Source organism: Pectobacterium aquaticum, assembly GCF_003382565.3.
Taxonomy (GTDB): Bacteria; Pseudomonadota; Gammaproteobacteria; order Enterobacterales; family Enterobacteriaceae; genus Pectobacterium; species Pectobacterium aquaticum.
Genome location: NZ_CP086253.1, coordinates 4,139,188 through 4,158,016 on the forward strand (window position 1 = coordinate 4,139,188; position 18,829 = coordinate 4,158,016).

General features: G+C 53.0%; 12 protein-coding genes. 4 read left to right on the top strand and 8 right to left on the bottom strand.

Annotated elements, in window-relative coordinates:
* Positions 1 to 158 precede the first annotated feature (158 nt).
* The 5 genes from wecB to trxA all read right to left on the bottom strand — a co-directional run bounded on the left by wecB (position 159) and on the right by trxA (position 5,956).
* On the bottom strand, positions 159 to 1,289 hold the full coding sequence (wecB, locus tag DMB82_RS19180; RefSeq protein ID WP_102116945.1) for a non-hydrolyzing UDP-N-acetylglucosamine 2-epimerase: 1,131 nt from the start codon (positions 1,287 to 1,289) through the stop codon (positions 159 to 161).
* Positions 1,290 to 1,345: 56 nt separating this feature from the next.
* Positions 1,346 to 2,392: an ECA polysaccharide chain length modulation protein gene (gene wzzE, locus DMB82_RS19185; RefSeq protein ID WP_102116946.1), complete on the bottom strand. Its 1,047-nt coding sequence runs from the start codon at positions 2,390 to 2,392 to the stop codon at positions 1,346 to 1,348.
* 21 nt (positions 2,393 to 2,413) lie between these two features.
* Positions 2,414 to 3,511, bottom strand: a complete 1,098-nt coding sequence (gene wecA, locus DMB82_RS19190) for a UDP-N-acetylglucosamine--undecaprenyl-phosphate N-acetylglucosaminephosphotransferase (protein ID WP_116162790.1) — start codon at positions 3,509 to 3,511, stop codon at positions 2,414 to 2,416.
* Between the two features lie 345 nt (positions 3,512 to 3,856).
* Positions 3,857 to 5,116, bottom strand: coding sequence for a transcription termination factor Rho (gene rho, locus DMB82_RS19195; RefSeq protein WP_102116948.1), 1,260 nt, complete (start codon positions 5,114 to 5,116; stop codon positions 3,857 to 3,859).
* A gap of 513 nt (positions 5,117 to 5,629) precedes the next feature.
* On the bottom strand, positions 5,630 to 5,956 hold the full coding sequence (gene trxA / locus DMB82_RS19200) for a thioredoxin TrxA (protein WP_010283883.1): 327 nt from the start codon (positions 5,954 to 5,956) through the stop codon (positions 5,630 to 5,632).
* A 118-nt stretch (positions 5,957 to 6,074) separates the two neighbouring features.
* Between trxA and rhlB the strand changes: the two genes are divergently transcribed.
* Positions 6,075 to 7,364, top strand: coding sequence for an ATP-dependent RNA helicase RhlB (rhlB, locus tag DMB82_RS19205; protein ID WP_102116949.1), 1,290 nt, complete (start codon positions 6,075 to 6,077; stop codon positions 7,362 to 7,364).
* 6 nt (positions 7,365 to 7,370) lie between these two features.
* Positions 7,371 to 8,867: an exopolyphosphatase gene (gene ppx, locus DMB82_RS19210; protein ID WP_102116950.1), complete on the top strand. Its 1,497-nt coding sequence runs from the start codon at positions 7,371 to 7,373 to the stop codon at positions 8,865 to 8,867.
* A gap of 22 nt (positions 8,868 to 8,889) precedes the next feature.
* On the opposite strand, the gene rep is transcribed toward ppx, so the two are convergent.
* Positions 8,890 to 10,911 (bottom strand): DNA helicase Rep, encoded by a 2,022-nt coding sequence (rep, locus tag DMB82_RS19215; RefSeq protein ID WP_102116951.1) that lies wholly within the window; start codon positions 10,909 to 10,911, stop codon positions 8,890 to 8,892.
* Between the two features lie 160 nt (positions 10,912 to 11,071).
* Between rep and ppiC the strand changes: the two genes are divergently transcribed.
* A complete protein-coding gene (gene ppiC / locus DMB82_RS19220) occupies positions 11,072 to 11,353 on the top strand; it encodes a peptidylprolyl isomerase PpiC (protein WP_010294655.1) in 282 nt (93 codons plus the stop codon).
* A gap of 93 nt (positions 11,354 to 11,446) precedes the next feature.
* Here the strand turns inward: ppiC and putA are convergent, their stop codons facing one another.
* Complete coding sequence (gene putA / locus DMB82_RS19225) at positions 11,447 to 15,415, bottom strand: trifunctional transcriptional regulator/proline dehydrogenase/L-glutamate gamma-semialdehyde dehydrogenase (RefSeq protein WP_116162792.1); 3,969 nt, start codon at positions 15,413 to 15,415, stop codon at positions 11,447 to 11,449.
* Between the two features lie 196 nt (positions 15,416 to 15,611).
* On the opposite strand from putA, the gene putP reads away from it, so the two are divergent.
* Positions 15,612 to 17,096, top strand: a complete 1,485-nt coding sequence (putP, locus tag DMB82_RS19230) for a sodium/proline symporter PutP (RefSeq protein WP_102116953.1) — start codon at positions 15,612 to 15,614, stop codon at positions 17,094 to 17,096.
* A 113-nt stretch (positions 17,097 to 17,209) separates the two neighbouring features.
* Here putP and ilvC read toward each other — a convergent pair whose 3' ends face one another.
* Entirely contained in the window at positions 17,210 to 18,688 is a 1,479-nt protein-coding gene (ilvC, locus tag DMB82_RS19235) for a ketol-acid reductoisomerase (RefSeq protein WP_102116954.1), read from the bottom strand.
* Positions 18,689 to 18,829: the final 141 nt, after the last annotated feature.

An 18,829-nucleotide genomic window follows, 5' to 3' on the forward strand; every position in this document is an offset into this window, starting at 1 on the left:
CGAATATGAATCTCATCTCTGAGATTCACCCTTTCAGGGCCGTCGCTAGCGACGTTCAAAAACGTTCCTGACGTTTTTGTCCCTGGCGCAAACGCTTTACTCTTCTATTCCATTATCACCGTTTGCATTCTGTAAATCGGGCCGCCGCGGGACGGCGTTTAAAATCGCTCCTGGCGATTTTTTAAAGCATCAACGATGCGTTGACAGGCTTGTCCATCGCCATAAGGATTATGGGCTCGACTCATTGCCTGATACGCCTCTTCATCCGTCAACAGCATAGATACCGCATCGACAATGCTCGCCACTTCCGTACCCACCAGCTTGACCGTACCGGCTTCCACCGCCTCCGGCCGCTCTGTCGTATCACGCATCACCAATACAGGCTTGCCTAATGACGGGGCTTCTTCCTGAATGCCGCCAGAGTCGGTCAAAATCATGTAAGAACGATTCATCAGATACACGAAAGGCAGATAGTCCTGCGGCGCAATCAGCATCACATTATCAATGCTGCTCAGGATACGATTCACGGGCTCGCTGACGTTAGGATTCAGATGAACCGGATACACAATTTGCACGTCAGGATGTCGGCGGGCAATATCCGCCAGCGCGTTGCAAATACGTTCAAAACCGCCGCCAAAACTTTCGCGTCGGTGTCCAGTCACCAGAATCAGCTTCTTGTTATCGTCTAAAAAGGCATATTTCTCGTCGAGGTTGCGACGTAGCGAGGCATCCCCGAGAATACGATCGCGCACCCAGAACAGCGCATCAATGACTGTATTACCCGTCACAAAAATATGCCGATCAGACAGATGCTCACGCAGTAAATTTTGGCGAGAGTTTTCCGTCGGGGCGAAATGGTACATCGCCAAATGCCCGGTCAATTTGCGGTTAGCCTCTTCCGGCCAGGGCGAGTACAAATTGCCAGTACGTAATCCCGCTTCTACGTGACCGACGGGAATACGCTGATAAAAAGCCGCCAGACTGGTTGCCAACGTCGTGGTGGTATCGCCGTGCACCAACACCAGATCCGGTTTGAACTCCGTCATAACGGGCTCCAGTCCTGATAAAATCCGGCAGGATATCTCACTGAGTCCCTGTCCCGGTCGCATAATATCCAGATCGTAATCCGGCGTAATATCGAACAAACGCAGCACCTGATCCAGCATCTCCCGGTGCTGGGCTGTTACGCAAATTCTCGATTCAAAGGCTCCATCCTGAGCCAAGGCATGAACCAGCGGCGCCATTTTTATGGCTTCCGGCCGGGTGCCGAAAACAGTCAATACTTTCACATTGAATCTCTTTAATCAGGTTAGACGCAGGCGCTCACTGAACATCAGCAAACTGGTTAGCGCGGACGACGAGCCAAGGCAACACCCGCACCCACTAGCGCGCCAATCGCCCCCCACATCACCATCAGGAATGCCCGACGTGGGCTGTCACGCTTCACCGGTTCTTCCGGCGTACGCAAATAACGATATGTCTGGAAACTGCCCTCAAGCGTTAGGCCGACGTTCAGCGTCGCCAACATCGCGCGATTTTGATCGTAATCCAGTTCATAGTGCGGGCCGCTGGTCTGCAACGTTTCCAGTCGGGCTTGAAGCATCGGCCTGCCGAGCAGGAACATTTCCGATGCGGGGATTTCATCTGTTGGCGTATCCGTCTGGCTACGGCTAATACCTTGCTGCTGAGCGATTTTCAATGCCAGTTCAACGCTGCGGACTTCGCGGTCGTAAATCGCTTTTGCTACCGCTTCCTGACGCTTGATCTGCGACTTCAGGAAAATGGTTCTGGCCGCCCAGGCCCCCTTAATCTCTTCATTCAGGTGATCAGCGGCGCGCTGGCTGGCAAACGCCATATACTGACGAAGCAGCGTGTTGGAATCCGTAGCAGTTTCCGCCACCAGCTTCACGGAATCATTGGTTTTTTTCCCATCGTCACGCGGCGTAAACTGGATATTGTTGACCAGTTCATCCAACAGAGCGGCATCCGATCTCTCATCACCTTCTAGGCGCTGCTTATAATAGTCAGTCTGCAACCAGAAATCGCGGCGAGTATCGTAAGCCGCTAATTGCATGATGAATTCATCATAAGCATCAGCCGAAATAGACGGTTGCTCGGGCTGAGGCGTAGAAAAAGATCGGGCGTCGAGGTTGCGCAGGAATTGCTGCTGCGAATAATACCCGCCCAGCATATTGACCGTCGGCTTATCGGTAATCGCTGTCGCGCTCCACTCCTGTTTCACCAAATAGGAATAGCCTAGTGCGACAACGGCAAAAAGCAGGCCAATCGCTATCGGCCACACCTTACCACGCCACAGCAGGCGAAATAACCCACGGATATCCAGCTCGTTATCAATCAACGCATTCCCGGTAGACAAATTCTCTGATTTCATTACTTCCCCAAAATTATTTGGTCAGGATGACTGCTTTTCCTCATCGGAATGCCGCATACGCCGTTTGATTCGCTTGATAAAACGGGCGACCCGCCATGCTCGTTTCAGGCAGTAGCCATACAATAGAAATGCAAGCAAGAATAATGCCAACATGAACCATTCGGGTATAAAAAAGAAGTGTTCTCCCAACACGCCGACCGAAGCCAACAAGGCGGCAGCAAGCGTAATCAGCACAAACGCCTGGCGGGGAGAAAAACCAGCCCGCATCATTAAATGATGGATATGTTGTCGGTCAGGCGAGAACGGACTCATCCCTTTGCGCAAGCGCCGATACATAATGGCGATCATATCAATCAATGGGATCGCGATAATCCACAGGGCAGTAACCGGATTAATTGGGTGCTGGGGGCCTTGCGTCGTTTGAATCAAGAGCCAGATAGCCGTAAAGCCAATCATCGTACTACCCGCATCGCCCATAAAGACCTTGTAGCGCCGTCCAAACATGCCGAGGTTAAGCAAAATATAAGGCAACGTCGCCGCAATCATGGCAAAACACCACAATGCCAGATTCATGTGGCCACTTAGGTACAGCAAAATGCCCATCGCCCCAAATGAGACGCAGGACAACCCGCCGAGCAACCCATCGATCCCATCCACCATATTGAACGCATTGATCGCCGCCCAAACGGCAAACAGCGTGACCAGATAGCCAAACGGCCCCAGCCCCATCTGCCATGGGCCAAAAATGTATCCCAGACTATGTAGCGTCAAGCCAGCAAACGCCATCATCACCACGGCGACAAGCGCCTGCACAACAGCACGAATTTTCACGCTGATATCAAAACGATCGTCCAGCATGCCGATAAACACCAGCACGCCCGCGCATAGCAGGTAAAGACGGAAATTGGGGATATATTGATCGGTAATAAAGTAGGTAAAGCAGATACCTGCATACACGGAGATACCACCAACCAGAGGCACAAGCCCCCGATGGCGTTTACGGTAGTTGGGACGATCGACAAGCCCTATTTTACCCGCGATGCTGCGAGCAAAAAAAATAAAGCCAAGAGAAAACAAGAAAATAAATAGTAATTCGGTACTCATAGTGAGTAAGTTCACCGTTAACAGCTGCGCTGTAGCTGTTCAGTATAGACTCGGTTTACGCCTTATATCCTATCGCCCATGTTGATCGCCAGTACAAATTGACGTGATAACCGCAGCTTCCCAGTAGAAAGCCCCTTCACATCTGACCAATCGGAGGATAAAAAAACGCCACGACCCAGCGTGGCGTTCCCCGAGTTATCCGTAATATACCCGTCATACTTCAAGCCGCATGTGCGTTGGCAATACTCGACTCATCTCTGAGCCTCGCCCTGAGGGGCCAACGCTTTGCGTTGTTCAAAACGCCAGCGTTTTGTCCTGCAACTCGCATTATTTAGGGTATATATAGATGAACGCTCGGATTTATGAACGTTTCATCATATCGAAGAATTCATCGTTGGTTTTCGTCATCGCCAACTTGTTGATGAGAAACTCCATCGCATCGGTCTCACCCATTGGGTGGATGATCTTGCGTAGAATCCACATCTTCTGCAATTCTTCAGAGGTGGTAAGCAGTTCTTCTTTACGCGTACCAGAACGGTTGTAATCAATCGCTGGGAACACGCGTTTTTCTGCAATTTTACGCGCCAGGTGCAGTTCCATATTACCTGTACCTTTAAATTCTTCGTAAATCACTTCATCCATCTTAGAACCGGTATCAACCAGCGCAGTGGCAATGATTGTCAGGCTACCGCCTTCCTCAACGTTACGCGCCGCACCGAAGAAACGCTTCGGACGATGCAGGGCGTTAGCATCCACACCACCGGTCAACACTTTGCCCGAAGCCGGAACCACGGTGTTGTAAGCACGCGCCAGACGAGTAATAGAGTCCAGCAGGATGATAACGTCTTTCTTATGCTCAACCAGACGCTTCGCTTTTTCGATCACCATTTCAGCAACCTGAACGTGACGAGAAGCGGGTTCGTCAAACGTTGACGCAACCACTTCGCCTTTCACCAGACGCTGCATCTCGGTCACTTCTTCCGGACGTTCGTCAATCAGCAGTACCATCAGCACGCAATCAGGATGGTTGTAAGCGATGCTCTGCGCGATGTTCTGCAGCAGCATGGTTTTACCCGCTTTTGGCGGTGCAACGATCAGACCACGTTGACCACGGCCGATCGGCGAAGCCAGATCCAGCACACGCGCCGTTAGATCTTCTGTCGAACCATTACCACGTTCCATACGCAGACGAGAGTTTGCGTGCAGCGGCGTTAAGTTTTCGAACAGGATCTTGTTGCGGGCATTTTCAGGTTTGTCGTAGTTGACTTCGTTAACTTTCAGCAGTGCAAAGTAGCGTTCACCTTCTTTCGGCGGACGAATTTTGCCAGAAATAGTGTCACCAGTGCGAAGGTTAAAACGGCGGATTTGGCTGGGAGAAACGTAGATATCATCGGGGCCTGCGAGGTAGGAGCTGTCTGCGGAGCGAAGAAAGCCGAAGCCATCCTGCAATATCTCCAGCACACCATCGCCGAAAATATCCTCGCCGCTTTTGGCATGCTGTTTCAGAATAGCGAAGATAATATCCTGTTTGCGCATGCGGGCCTGGTTTTCCAGTCCCATATTTTCGCCAAGAGTAATTAACTCAGAAACTGGCGTATTCTTTAATTCGGTAAGATTCATAGTGGTGGGTTCTTTAACTCGGGGTAAATCTCGAACGATAACGTGAATGGTATGGCAGGATCATCCGTGCCTCTATAACAGCCTTCAACCACCGGATTCCTGTCTGGTTTCACACCTGAAGCGCATGACATCCGCGCAAAACAACATCCGCATAAACGATATCCGCATAAATCAACGGCAGGAGATCGAAGACACATAAAACCAAGTATTATAAAACTAGTAGACTGCCTAAATCGGATCACAAAGGTGTTGTAAAACAATTACTTTACTTTGCAAAAAAATCATTTTGTAAAATGATCATTTTGTAAAACAACGACTTTTCGATTTAGACACAGAATAATGCTTTAGACTCTAACTTTCAGGCTTAAGCCTAAGGGCTTAAACATAGGCAAGTACGATATGCAGTGATGAAGAATCTAGCACGCTTCCCGACGAGCGGCAAGCAGTCAATATGAGAATTACATATTGCCCAATTGCGCCCGTCGACAATCCCCTTTCGCAGGGGTCAGCTAATTACAGATTTGCCGTCAGGAACTCTTTCAGTTGCCCTTTGGACAGTGCGCCGACTTTCGTCGCAGCGACTTCGCCGTTTTTAAACAGCAGCAGAGTAGGGATACCACGAATACCATATTTCGGGGCAGTCGCTGGGTTTTCATCGATGTTCAGTTTGGTAACCGTCAGTTTACCTTCAAACTCTTCGGCAATTTCATCCAGAATAGGAGCGATCATTTTGCAAGGACCACACCACTCAGCCCAGAAATCAACCAAGATTGCGCCCTCAGCTTGCAATACTTTCGTGCCGAAGCTGTCATCAGTCAGGTGAATTATTTTATCGCTCATATTTTACTCCGCAGGATTATTTCTACCTTGTTGGTGTAGCATTAACCAACAACGGGTTGACTTTATTTCACCGGATACGCTTTCGTAAAGCAATAGTTAGCTGATATTCTACCACACTATGAGCAAAACACACTTAACTGAACAGAAGTTTTCCGACTTCGCCCTGCACCCGCAGGTTATCGAAGCTCTTGAAAGTAAAGGGTTTCATAACTGTACGCCTATTCAGGCGTTAGCTCTGCCATTGGCTTTGTCAGGGCGTGATGTTGCGGGTCAGGCGCAAACCGGTACCGGCAAGACGCTGGCTTTTCTTGCGTCTACTTTCCATTATCTGCTTTCACACCCTGCAAATGCAGGGCGTCAGACCAACCAGCCACGTGCTTTAATTATGGCCCCAACCCGTGAACTGGCTGTCCAGATTCACTCTGATGCAGAAGCGCTGTCTCAGGCAACTGGGCTAAAATTAGGTTTAGCCTACGGTGGCGACGGCTACGACAAACAGCTTAAAGTGCTGGAAAGCGGCGTTGATATTCTGATCGGCACCACCGGTCGCCTGATCGACTACGCCAAACAGAACCATATCAATCTCGGCGCGATTCAGGTTGTCGTGCTGGACGAAGCCGATCGCATGTACGATCTCGGCTTCATCAAAGACATTCGCTGGCTATTCCGCCGCATGCCCGCAGCGTCACAGCGCCTGAACATGCTCTTTTCCGCTACGCTCTCCTACCGGGTGCGTGAACTCGCGTTTGAACAGATGAATAACGCCGAGTATGTGGAAGTCGAACCAGAACAGAAAACCGGCCACCGTATTACAGAAGAACTGTTTTATCCGTCCAACGAAGAAAAAATGCGCCTGCTGCAGACGCTGCTGGAAGAAGAGTGGCCGGACCGCTGCATTATTTTCGCAAATACCAAGCATCGCTGCGAAGACGTCTGGGGCCATCTGGCTGCCGACGGCCATCGCGTTGGACTACTGACGGGCGACGTCGCGCAGAAAAAACGTCTGCGTATTCTGGAAGAATTTACCCAGGGTAATCTGGATATTCTGGTGGCAACGGACGTTGCAGCTCGCGGTTTGCACATTCCTTCCGTGACCCACGTTTTCAACTACGATCTGCCGGATGACTGCGAAGACTACGTTCACCGTATTGGTCGTACGGGCCGTGCGGGACAAAGCGGATTCTCTATCAGCTTGGCCTGTGAAGAGTACGCGCTGAATCTCCCAGCTATCGAAACCTATATCGGTCACGGTATCCCGGTCAGCAAATACAACAGTGACGCGCTGATGAATGATTTACCTGCGCCGAAGCGTTTAACGCGTCCACCGCGTTCCAATAATGGCCCGCGCCGACACAATGCGCCGCGCCGCAGCGGAGCGCCCCGTAATAACCGTAAACGAGCGGAATAACCGTCGATGCTGAGCTCTTCTTCACTTTACGCTGCCATCGATCTCGGCTCGAACAGCTTCCATATGCTGGTCACCCGGGAAACCGCAGGCAGCATTCAGACGCTGGCGAAAATAAAGCGTAAAGTCCGCCTTGCGGCAGGGCTGGATAAACAGAATCGGCTCTCGCAGGAAGCGATGCAGCGTGGCTGGCAGTGTCTACAACTGTTCTCCGAACGGTTGCAGGACATTCCGCAGGATCAGGTGCGCGTCGTCGCGACCGCAACCCTGCGTCTGGCAACGAACGCTGACGAGTTTCTGCAACGGGCTCAGGAAATTCTGGGCTTGCCGATTCAAGTTATCAGCGGTGAAGAAGAAGCACGCTTGATTTATCAAGGTGTGGCACATACGACAGGTGGCCCAGATGCGCGTCTGGTCGTGGATATTGGCGGTGGCAGTACCGAACTGGCAACGGGAATCGGCGCAAAAGCGACCCAGTTGATCAGCCTCCCGATGGGATGTGTAACCTGGCTGGATCGCTATTTCAGCGACCGCAATCTGGAAGCCGGTAACTTTGAACGCGCTGAACAGGCGGCACGTGACATGCTGCGTCCTGTCGCGACTTCTCTGCGCGAGCAGGGCTGGCAAATTTGCGTCGGTGCTTCCGGCACAGTCCAGGCGCTACAGGAAATTATGGTCGCGCAGGGAATGGATGAATACATTACTCTGCCGAAGCTCAGACAGCTTAAAGAGCATGCGATTCAGTGCGATAAGCTGGAAGAATTGGAAATTGATGGCCTGACGCTGGAACGCGCGCTGGTTTTCCCCAGTGGATTAGCCATCCTGCTGGCGATCTTCCAGGAACTCGATATCAAAACGATGACGCTGGCCGGAGGCGCGCTGCGTGAAGGACTGGTCTATGGCATGCTGCATCTGCCCGTCGATCAGGATATTCGTCACCGTACGTTAGCAACACTGCAGCGCCGCTATCTGCTGGATACCGAACAGGCTAAACGCGTTAGCACACTGGCGGACAACTTTCTGCAGCAGGTTGCCCGTGACTGGCAGTTAGATAGCCGATGTCGCGAGTTACTGCGCAGCGCCTGTCTGGTTCATGAAATTGGTTTGAGCATCGATTTTCGCCAATCGCCCCAGCATGCAGCCTACTTGATTCGCCATAGCGATCTCCCTGGCTTTACACCCGCCCAGAAGAAATTGTTAGCTACGCTCCTGCAAAACCAGATTAACCCTGTCGATTTAATGCCGCTCAGCCAGCAAAATGCGCTGCCGGTCAATCAGGCACAGCGCCTTTGCCGCCTGTTGCGTCTGGCGATTATTTTTGCCAGCCGCCGCCGCGATGACACGCTGCCAGCCGTACGATTGCGCGTAGAAGGCGAAGCATTGCGTTTGATTCTGCCCGCTGGCTGGCTGGCTCAGCACCCGTTACGGACAGAAATGCTGGAACAGGAAAGCCGCTGGCAGAGCTACGTACACTGGCCGCTGATGCTGGAAGAAACCCCCGCTTAACGAGCACATAGGGGAGAATGCTTTACTCCCCTTTGGCTTTTGCTAACATCGCTCGGATACTGGCGACATTCGTCTGACCTTTCTGCATACGTTCTTGTGCGCTAACCACTTTTCTTTCCGTTTCCCACACCACATCATCCTGCGGCAATTCAAGCAGGAAACGACTCGGCTCGGGGCGCACCAACTCGCCATACTGGCGGCGTTCTTTGCACAATGTGAAAAATAGTTCACGCTGGGCACGCGTAATTCCCACGTATGCCAGACGGCGCTCTTCGTCGACGTTATCTTCGTCAATGCTGCTTTGGTGCGGCAACAGACCTTCTTCCATCCCAACCAAGAAGACGTACGGGAATTCGAGTCCTTTGGACGCATGCAGCGTCATTAGCTGAACTTGATCCAGTTCCTCTTCACTCTCTCCACGTTCCATCATGTCCCGTAGCGTGAAGCGCGTCACCACCTGCGTCAGTGTCATCGGTTCATCCAGATCGGAACCTTCCAGCATTTCAGTCATCCAGCTGAATAGCTGATTAACGTTCTTCATCCGCATTTCTGCGGCTTTTGGGCTGGGTGAGGTTTCATACAGCCAGCTTTCGTAGTCCAACCCATGAATCAGGTCTCGCACGGCGGCAACCGGTTCACGCTCTGCCAGACGGGCAATCTCTGCCAGCCACTGGGTAAATCGCTGTAGGGATTCCAGCCCACGCCCGGTCAGCGACTGGCTCAGCCCGAGATCAAAACTCGCGCTGAACAGGCCTTTATTGCGCTGCCCTGCCCACTCGCCCAGCTTCTTCATCGTCGCAGGGCCAATCTCACGCTTAGGCGTATTCACAATGCGTAAGAACGCGCTGTCATCGTCTGGGTTGGTCAGTACGCGCAGGTAGGCCAGTAAATCTTTGATTTCAGGTCGGGAGAAAAACGACGTGCCGCCGGAGATCCGATACGGAATACGGTTCTGCATCAGCATCTTTTCAAACAGACGCGATTGATGGTTACCACGATACAAAATGGCATAGTCACCGTACTGGGTCTTTTTAATAAAGTGATGGGCAATCAGCTCACCCACAACCCGCTCCGCTTCATGATCTTCGTTGTTAGCGGTAATCACTTTGAGTTCGTCACCGTAACCCAGCTCTGAGAACAAACGTTTTTCAAAAACGTGCGGGTTATTGGCGATGAGAATATTGGCGGCTTTCAGAATACGTCCGGATGAGCGGTAGTTTTGTTCCAGTTTTATCACATCAAGCGCGGGAAAATCCTGCTGTAGCAACACCAGATTCTGTGGTCGCGCACCGCGCCAGGAGTAAATCGACTGATCGTCATCCCCTACCACGGTAAAACGCGCGCGGGTGCCAACCAGCAGCTTAATAAGCTCATACTGGCTGGTGTTGGTGTCCTGATACTCATCCACCAGCAGGTAACGTAAGCGGTTCTGCCAGCGTTCACGTACCTCTGCGTTCTGCTTCAGCAACAGCGTGGGCAGCAAAATCAGATCGTCGAAGTCCAGCACGTTACAGGCGCGAAGGTGGTCGTGATAGAGCGAGTAACAATGCACAAACAGCTTGTCGCGTTCGGAGCGAGCGGTTGCTGCCGCACCGGCAGGATCGATCAGATCGTTTTTCCAGTTTGAGATCGTCGAGATCAACTGTTGCAGCAAAACCTTATCGTTTTCCAGCCACTGCTCCGTCAGCTCTTTCAGCAGCGCCATCTGGTCCTGATCGTCAAACAGGGAGAAGTTGGATTTCATGCCAAGCGCGACGTATTCACGTTTGATGATCTCCAACCCCAGCGTATGGAAGGTCGCGATCATCAACCCACGCGTTTCTTTACGCCCCAGCGTCTGTGCCACGCGCTCCTTCATCTCGCGCGCCGCTTTGTTGGTAAACGTCACAGCGGCAATGTGCTTAGCCTGATAGCCACACTGGCGAATAAGGTGCGCGATTTTGTTGGTGATAACGCGGGTCTTGCCTGAACCTGCGCCCGCCAGCACCAGACAAGGTCCGGTGACGAATTCGACGGCGTGTTGTTGGCTGGGGTTTAAGCGCATAACGATCTTGCTCACTCATAAAACGGAAGGCGATTGTAGCAGAAAGCCGTATCGATCTTGACCAGGGATTTGTTATTAAGGAAAGCACATCGCAGTCCACATCTTGCGTTGCAAATGTTACATTGCGCGCCGGAATCTCTTTTGCAAAAAAGGTAATAACATGGCAAATACCGCAGCAGCCCTACATATCTTGGTAGACACTGAGCAGGAAGCTAATGACATTCTTGCGCAACTGGAAAAAGGTGCAGACTTCCAGAAACTGGCACAGAAGCACTCAACCTGCCCGTCAAAACGCAACGGCGGCGATTTAGGTGAGTTTCGTAAAGGCGACATGGTGCCAGCGTTCGATAAGGCAGTGTTTTCCTGCGAATTGCTGAAACCGTTTGGTCCAGTGAAAACCCAGTTTGGCTACCATGTGATCAAAGTGCTTTACCGCAATTAAGCTGCACCGCCACTCAGTCGTCACGCTGACACCCCGAACATAAAAAGCGCGCCGACCTTCTGGTTTGGCGCGCTTTTTCTATTAAATGCCTGACTACCCTATCGTCATCAGGCTGGCATTACCGCCCGCGGCGGCGGTATTGATACTCAGAGAACGTTCGGTCAACAGACGCTCCAACTGAACGTGGGTATCGCCCTGCGCATAGCCTAACGGCTGGATAATCGGGCCGTCGCGCGCTGCAAGCGCCTCACTCAGTTGCCGTAACCGATCGGCATCCCCATGATAAATGACGCCATGAAAAGACGCGTCTTGCCGCTGCCAGTCAGCGATGAACTGAATATGCGACTGCACGCCTGCGGGTAAACGGCCATAGAGCGTTTTCTCCTGCTCGCCTTCCAACCACAACAACTCCCCGCCCGTCGCCAGCACCGCCGCCGTCTGAATCAAGCGATCGTCCTCATTATCCGCCAGACACAGAATCCGCTCACGCGGCAACAGCGTATAGGAATTACGTTCCCCAGTCGGGCCAGGCAGCAGTCGCGTTGTCCCGCTGACGCTATATTCTCTGTAGCGCTGGCATAACGTCGCCAGCCCGTGACGCTCCCCGGCAATCGCCCAGTCTTCCATCGCCTGTAGCCCCGCCAACAGCGACGATCGGGCAGATGCATCCAGCGCCTGCTCACGGTTCTGTTGTGCGAATTCTGCCGCAAGCGCGTCGTCTGGCCGATGTGCCAGCAAGCGATACAGGTAAAGCGGCCCGCCCGCCTTTGGCCCGGTTCCCGATAAGCCTTCCCCGCCAAACGGTTGAACGCCGACAACGGCACCGACCATATTGCGGTTCACATATTGATTACCCACTTTCGCCTTGCCCGTCACACGCAAGATAGTTTCATCAATGCGGGTATGCACACCCAGCGTAAGACCGTATCCCGCCGCGTTGATCTGCGCAATCACTGCATCCAACTGCTGGCTTTGATAGCGAACGACGTGTAAAACTGGACCAAAAACTTCTTTTTTCAGCTCGTCTATCTTGCACAGTTCTATCAGGGTCGGTTTCACAAACATCCCGTGCCGCCACGTCTCCTCATCCTGCGGATACGCTTCCTGAAATACCGTATGGCCTTTCGCCCGCATCGTCTGGATATGCAGTTCCACGTTCTCTTTCGCATCCGCGTCAATCAGCGGACCGATATCGGTCGATAACCGTTCAGGATTCCCCATTCGACACTCCGCCATCGCGCCACGCAGCATAGCCAGAGTGCGATCCGCAATATCCTCTTGCAGGCACAGCAGGCGCAGCGCCGAGCAACGCTGTCCGGCGCTGTCGAATGCAGAAGCGATAACGTCATTCACCACCTGCTCCGTCAGCGCAGACGAATCGACAATCATCGCATTCAGGCCACCCGTTTCGGCAATCAGCGGCGTCAAACGCCCCTGTGGATCGAGCCTGCCCGCGATGCTGCGTTGCAGGGTTTTGGCAACAGTCGTCGATCCAGTAAACACCACGCCGCGTACCCGTTCATCGTTCACCAACGCCGCACCAATCGTTTCTCCCTGTCCGGGCAGCAGTTGCAGCACGCCCAGAGGGACACCCGCTTCCCGTAAAATACGCACCGCCTGCGCCGCAATCAGCGGGGTCTGTTCAGCGGGCTTCGCCAGCACGCTGTTTCCAGCCGCCAGTGCGGCAGAAATTTGTCCGGTGAAGATCGCCAGCGGGAAATTCCACGGACTGATGCAAACCACTGGCCCCAGCGGACGATAGGTATCATTGGTGAACGTGTCCCGAACCTGAGCCGCGTAATAACGTAAGAAGTCCACCGCTTCGCGCACTTCCGCAATCGCGTTACTGAAAGATTTACCCGCTTCCCGCACCAGCAGCCCGAGCAGGCTTTGCAACTGCCTTTCCATCAGCGAGGCAGCCTGATTCAATATCGCGGCCCGCTCTGCGGGCGGCGTCGCAAACCAGATAGTGCCCGCATGCACTGCGGCTTCTACCGCCTGCTCAACATCTGCCACGGAGGCATCGCGAACATAGCCCACCACATCATGTACATCGGCGGGATTCACGACAGGCCTTTCTTCACTTGCCTCGCTTTCCCCCTCAATCATCGGCGCGGCGTACCACGGCTGTGACGCGTGATTTAGCAACGCGCTGGAGAGTGAAGCCAGCCGATGCTCGTTCGAGAGATCCAGCCCACTCGAATTTTGCCGTTCCCGCCCATATAGCTGACGTGGCAGAGGAATCTTGGGATGCGGTGCGCCCATGCTCCATTCCACTTTTGCCAGCGCCTCTACGCCACGAATCGGATCGGCAATCAGCGTTTCCAGCGCCATTGAGGTATCTGCAATGCGGTTAACAAATGAGGTATTCGCGCCGTTTTCCAGCAAGCGTCGCACCAGATAAGCCAGCAGCGTTTCATGGGTTCCGACCGGAGCATAAATACGACACGGACGGTTCAGCTTGCCGTCAGCCACCGCGCCCACCACCTGATCGTAGAGCGGTTCACCCATGCCGTGCAGGCACTGGAACTCATACTGCCCAGGATAATAATTGTTACCCGCCATGTGGTAGATCGCGCTTACCGTCTGCGCGTTGTGCGTGGCAAACTGCGGGTAAATCAGATTCGGTACGGCAAGCAGCTTCCGAGCGCACGCCAGATACGACACATCGGTATACACCTTACGCGTGTAGACTGGATAACCTTCCAGCCCGTCAACCTGCGCGCGCTTGATTTCACTGTCCCAGTACGCTCCTTTCACCAGACGAATCATCAGCCGCCGACGGCTGCGCTGTGCCAGTTCAATCAGCGCATCAATCACATACGGGCAGCGTTTCTGATAAGCCTGAATGACAAACCCAACGCCGTCCCACCCCGCCAACTGCGGCTCCATGCAGAGTTTTTCCAGCAGATCGAGCGAGATCTCCAGTCGATCGGCTTCCTCCGCGTCAATATTGATCCCAATATCGTATTGGCGCGCTAGCAACGTCAGCATCAACAAACGCGGATAAAGCTCTTCCATCACGCGATCATACTGCGGCCGGCTATAGCGGGGATGCAGCGCCGACAGCTTGATGGAGATACCCGGCCCTTCGTAAATCCCACGCCCGTTCGAGGCTTTGCCGATAGCATGAATCGCCTGTTGATAGGCCGTCAGATAGGCGGCGGCATCGTGCTCCGTCAGCGCGGCTTCACCTAACATATCGTAAGAGTAACGGAAGCCTTTACTCTCCCGTTCGCGGGCATTCGCCAGCGCTTCACCCATGGTTTCTCCCGTGACAAACTGCCCCCCCATCAGCCGCATAGCCATATCGACACCTTTGCGGACAAGCGGTTCACCGCTTTTCCCGATGATGCAGTTCAGCGAATTCGACAGGTTCACTTCGTTGTGCGTCGCCACCAGCTTTCCGGTAAACAGCAGCCCCCAAGTTGCAGCATTTACAAAGAGTGACGGGCTGCGGCCAAGATGCGCCTGCCAATTTCCCCGACTGATCTTGTCGCGGATCAGCGCATCACGCGTGGATTTATCAGGAATACGCAGCAGCGCTTCGGCTAAACACATCAGCGCTACCCCTTCCTGAGAAGAAAGTGAGAATTCCTGTAACAGCCCTTGCACAATGCCCGCACGCCCGTTTCCAGCTTTCTGATCGCGTAATTTCCCTGCCAGTTGATAAGCCAGTTTCTGCGTTAACTGCGACATTTCATCAGTAAGTCTTGCCTGTTCAAGCAAGATAGGCACCAGTTCATTTTCGGGGCGGCGGTAAACAGAGGTAATGGCGGCGCGGATAACGGACTGAGGAAAAACCTGCTCGGCGAAATCAAGAAAGGGTGGGTGGGTTTCTTCTTCCTGAGATTGCGGCATAATCTCTTCCGCTTCAATGTGGCTGACGTTCGCCCATGGCGGTGTTTCAGGCGTGTTGAGGCCACTTTCGAGGCGTTCGAGGTAATGGAAAATAGCCTGTTTGATCAGCCAGTACGGTGTGCGATCAATACGCTGTGCTGCCGCCTTGATGCGCTCGCGCGTTTCCTTATCGAGTTTTACACCCATCGTGGTAGAACCCATAGAGTCCACTCCTGTCATGAGAAGATGCACATCGGGATAACGCAAATATCAATCATGCTGCAACTTTGTGCAACCTTGTTAACAAATGGATCAGTTGCAGTCCATCATCACCGTCAGACCTCGTTCCGGCCTGAGTGATTACTATAAAACACAGCGTCGCCGCAACAGCGGCACGAAAAAGAATGTGGAGAGTTGAATGACAATAAGCACACCCATGCTGGTGACGTTTCTGGTGTATATTTTCGGGATGGTCCTCATCGGCCTGTTTGCCTACCGCGCCACCAATAACTTTGGCGATTACATTCTAGGCGGGCGCCGGATGGGAAGCGTGGTTACCGCGCTGTCGGCTGGCGCGTCTGACATGAGCGGCTGGCTGTTGATGGGGTTACCAGGTGCCATTTTCATTTCCGGCATTTCTGAAAGCTGGATCGCGATCGGCCTAACGTTAGGCGCGTACCTGAACTGGAAATGGGTCGCCGGACGTCTGCGCGTACACACCGAAATCAACCACAACGCACTTACGCTACCCGACTATTTCACCCACCGCTTTGAAGATAACAGCAAATTACTGCGTGTCATCTCCGCGTTAGTCATCCTGATTTTCTTCACCATCTATTGTGCATCCGGCATAGTTGCAGGGGCTCGTCTGTTTGAAAGCACCTTTGGCATGAGCTATGGCACCGCATTATGGGCAGGCGCAGCGGCCACCATCGCTTATACCTTTATCGGCGGCTTTCTGGCGGTAAGCTGGACGGATACCGTTCAGGCCAGCCTGATGATTTTCGCCCTGATCCTAACACCAGTGATCGCCATCCTGTCCCTTGGGGGAATCGATAGCTCGCTGATGGTAATTGAAGCGAAAAATCCGGCCAATCTGGATATGTTCAAAGGGCTGAATTTTGTCGCCATTATCTCGCTGATGGGCTGGGGTCTCGGCTATTTCGGCCAGCCACACATTCTGGCGCGCTTTATGGCTGCGGATTCACACCACACGATCCACAACGCGCGCCGTATCAGTATGACCTGGATGATTCTTTGTCTGGCCGGTGCCGTAACAGTCGGCTTCTTCGGCATCGCCTACTTCCACAATAATCCGGATCAGGCGGGCAATGTGACGCAAAACAGCGAGCGTGTCTTTATCGAGCTGTCAATGCTGCTGTTCAACCCGTGGATTGCCGGCGTGCTGCTGTCAGCGATTCTTGCTGCCGTGATGAGTACGCTGAGTTGCCAGTTGCTGGTCTGTTCCAGTGCCATCACCGAAGATTTATACAAGCCGTTCCTGCGCAAAAATGCCAGCCAGAAAGAGCTGGTCTGGGTGGGCCGCGCCATGGTGCTGTTAGTGGCTATCATCGCTATCGCGCTGTCTCTTAACCCTGAAAACCGCGTACTGGGTTTGGTGAGCTATGCCTGGGCAGGCTTCGGTGCCGCATTCGGGCCAGTGATTTTGATTTCTCTGCTGTGGCCGCGTATGACGCGCAACGGCGCACTACTCGGTATGATCGTGGGGGCGGCCACTGTGCTAATCTGGAAACAGTACGCTTGGCTGGGTCTGTATGAGATCATCCCCGGCTTCATCTTCAACAGTCTGACTATTTTCATCGTCAGCCTGCTGGGTAAAGCGCCATCAAAAGCGATTACCGACCGCTTCAATCAGGCGGAAGCAGAATACAAGTCCGTTTGATAAAACACATACGTTTGCTATTGCTACAAAAGCCCGGCAATAAAAGCGTTCGTTGATAAAAAAGAGGGCACAGCCAATGCTGTGCCCTCTTCTATTTCGATCACCGATGGAAATTAACCCGCAACAGCGATACGCTTCATGTCTTTCATGTAACCGCGCAGCGTGTGGCCTACGGTTTCGATTGGGTGGTTACGGATAGCTTCGTTAACATCACGCAGCTGTGCGTTGTCCACTTCGGTACCCGCGACCGCTTTGCCCAGATCGCCCGGTTGCAGAGAGGCCATGAACGCCTCTTTCAGCAACGGAACGGCAGCATTAGCGAACAGGTAGTTGCCGTATTCTGCGGTATCAGAGATAACCACGTTCATTTCATACAGACGCTTACGCGCAATGGTGTTGGCGATCAGTGGCAGCTCATGCAGTGATTCGTAGTAAGCCGACTCTTCGATGATGCCAGAGCTCACCATGGTTTCAAACGCCAGCTCAACGCCCGCTTTCACCATCGCAACCATCAGCACGCCGTTATCAAAGTATTCCTGCTCAGCGATTTTACCGTCGAACTGCGGCGCGTTTTCGAATGCAGTTTGGCCCGTCTCTTCACGCCAGGTCAGCAGTTTCACGTCATCATTCGCCCAGTCAGCCATCATGCCGCTGGAGAATTCGCCGGAGATGATGTCGTCCATGTGTTTCTGGAACAGCGGAGCCATGATGCCTTTCAGCTGCTCAGACAGTGCGTAAGCACGCAGTTTCGCTGGGTTAGACAGGCGATCCATCATCAGCGTGATCCCGCCTTGCTTCAGCGCTTCGGTGATGGTTTCCCAGCCGAACTGAATCAGTTTTTCTGCATAAGCCGGATCGGTGCCTTCAGCAACCAGTTTGTCGAAGCTCAGCAGCGAGCCCGCTTGCAACATACCACACAGAATGGTTTGCTCACCCATCAGGTCAGATTTCACTTCTGCAACGAAAGAAGATTGCAGAACGCCAGCACGGTGACCGCCGGTGGCCGCAGCCCAAGCTTTAGCGATGGCCATGCCTTCGCCTTTCGGATCGTTTTCTGGGTGAACCGCGATCAGCGTTGGTACGCCGAAACCACGTTTGTATTCTTCACGTACTTCTGTACCTGGGCACTTCGGTGCCACCATCACGACGGTGATGTCTTTACGGATTTGCTCGCCCACTTCAACGATGTTGAAACCGTGAGAGTAGCCCAGCGCTGCGCCCTGTTTCATCAGCGGTTGTACCGCCTGAACGACTGCAGAGTGCTGTTTGTCCGGCGTCAGGTTAACCACCAGATCAGCCTGCGGGATCAGATCTTCGTATGTACCGACGGTGAAGCCGTTTTCGGTCGCTTTGCGCCATGATGCACGTTTTTCGGCAATCGCTTCAGCACGCAGGGCGTAAGCGATATCCAGACCAGAATCGCGCATGTTCAGACCCTGGTTCAGACCCTGAGCACCACAGCCGACGATCACCACTTTCTTCCCTTTCAGGTAGCTCGCCTCATCGGCAAATTCATCACGCCCCATAAAGCGGCACTTGCCCAATTGATCCAGCTGCTGACGCAGGTTTAATGTGTTGAAATAGTTAGCCATGTCGTGCTCCGTATACGGTTTTGTTTGTCTGTTATTCGAGAAAGGATTCCCGCCAGAGGGGAATTCACTATGACCCCATCATATGACAGGAATTGCGTTGCTTAAATTGATATATTAACAACGTCACATTGCACTATTTGC

What these genes read in the sequence shown, in the direction of transcription:
- wzzE (WP_102116946.1), bottom strand. Translation starts at nt 2,392, where the DNA reads ATGAAATCAGAGAATTTGTCTACCGGGAATGCGTTGATTGATAACGAG.
- rho (WP_102116948.1), bottom strand. Translation starts at nt 5,116, where the DNA reads ATGAATCTTACCGAATTAAAGAATACGCCAGTTTCTGAGTTAATTACT.
- trxA (WP_010283883.1), bottom strand. Translation starts at nt 5,956, where the DNA reads ATGAGCGATAAAATAATTCACCTGACTGATGACAGCTTCGGCACGAAA.
- rhlB (WP_102116949.1), top strand. Translation starts at nt 6,075, where the DNA reads ATGAGCAAAACACACTTAACTGAACAGAAGTTTTCCGACTTCGCCCTG.
- ppx (WP_102116950.1), top strand. Translation starts at nt 7,371, where the DNA reads ATGCTGAGCTCTTCTTCACTTTACGCTGCCATCGATCTCGGCTCGAAC.
- rep (WP_102116951.1), bottom strand. Translation starts at nt 10,911, where the DNA reads ATGCGCTTAAACCCCAGCCAACAACACGCCGTCGAATTCGTCACCGGA.
- ppiC (WP_010294655.1), top strand. Translation starts at nt 11,072, where the DNA reads ATGGCAAATACCGCAGCAGCCCTACATATCTTGGTAGACACTGAGCAG.
- putA (WP_116162792.1), bottom strand. Translation starts at nt 15,415, where the DNA reads ATGGGTTCTACCACGATGGGTGTAAAACTCGATAAGGAAACGCGCGAG.
- putP (WP_102116953.1), top strand. Translation starts at nt 15,612, where the DNA reads ATGACAATAAGCACACCCATGCTGGTGACGTTTCTGGTGTATATTTTC.
- ilvC (WP_102116954.1), bottom strand. Translation starts at nt 18,688, where the DNA reads ATGGCTAACTATTTCAACACATTAAACCTGCGTCAGCAGCTGGATCAA.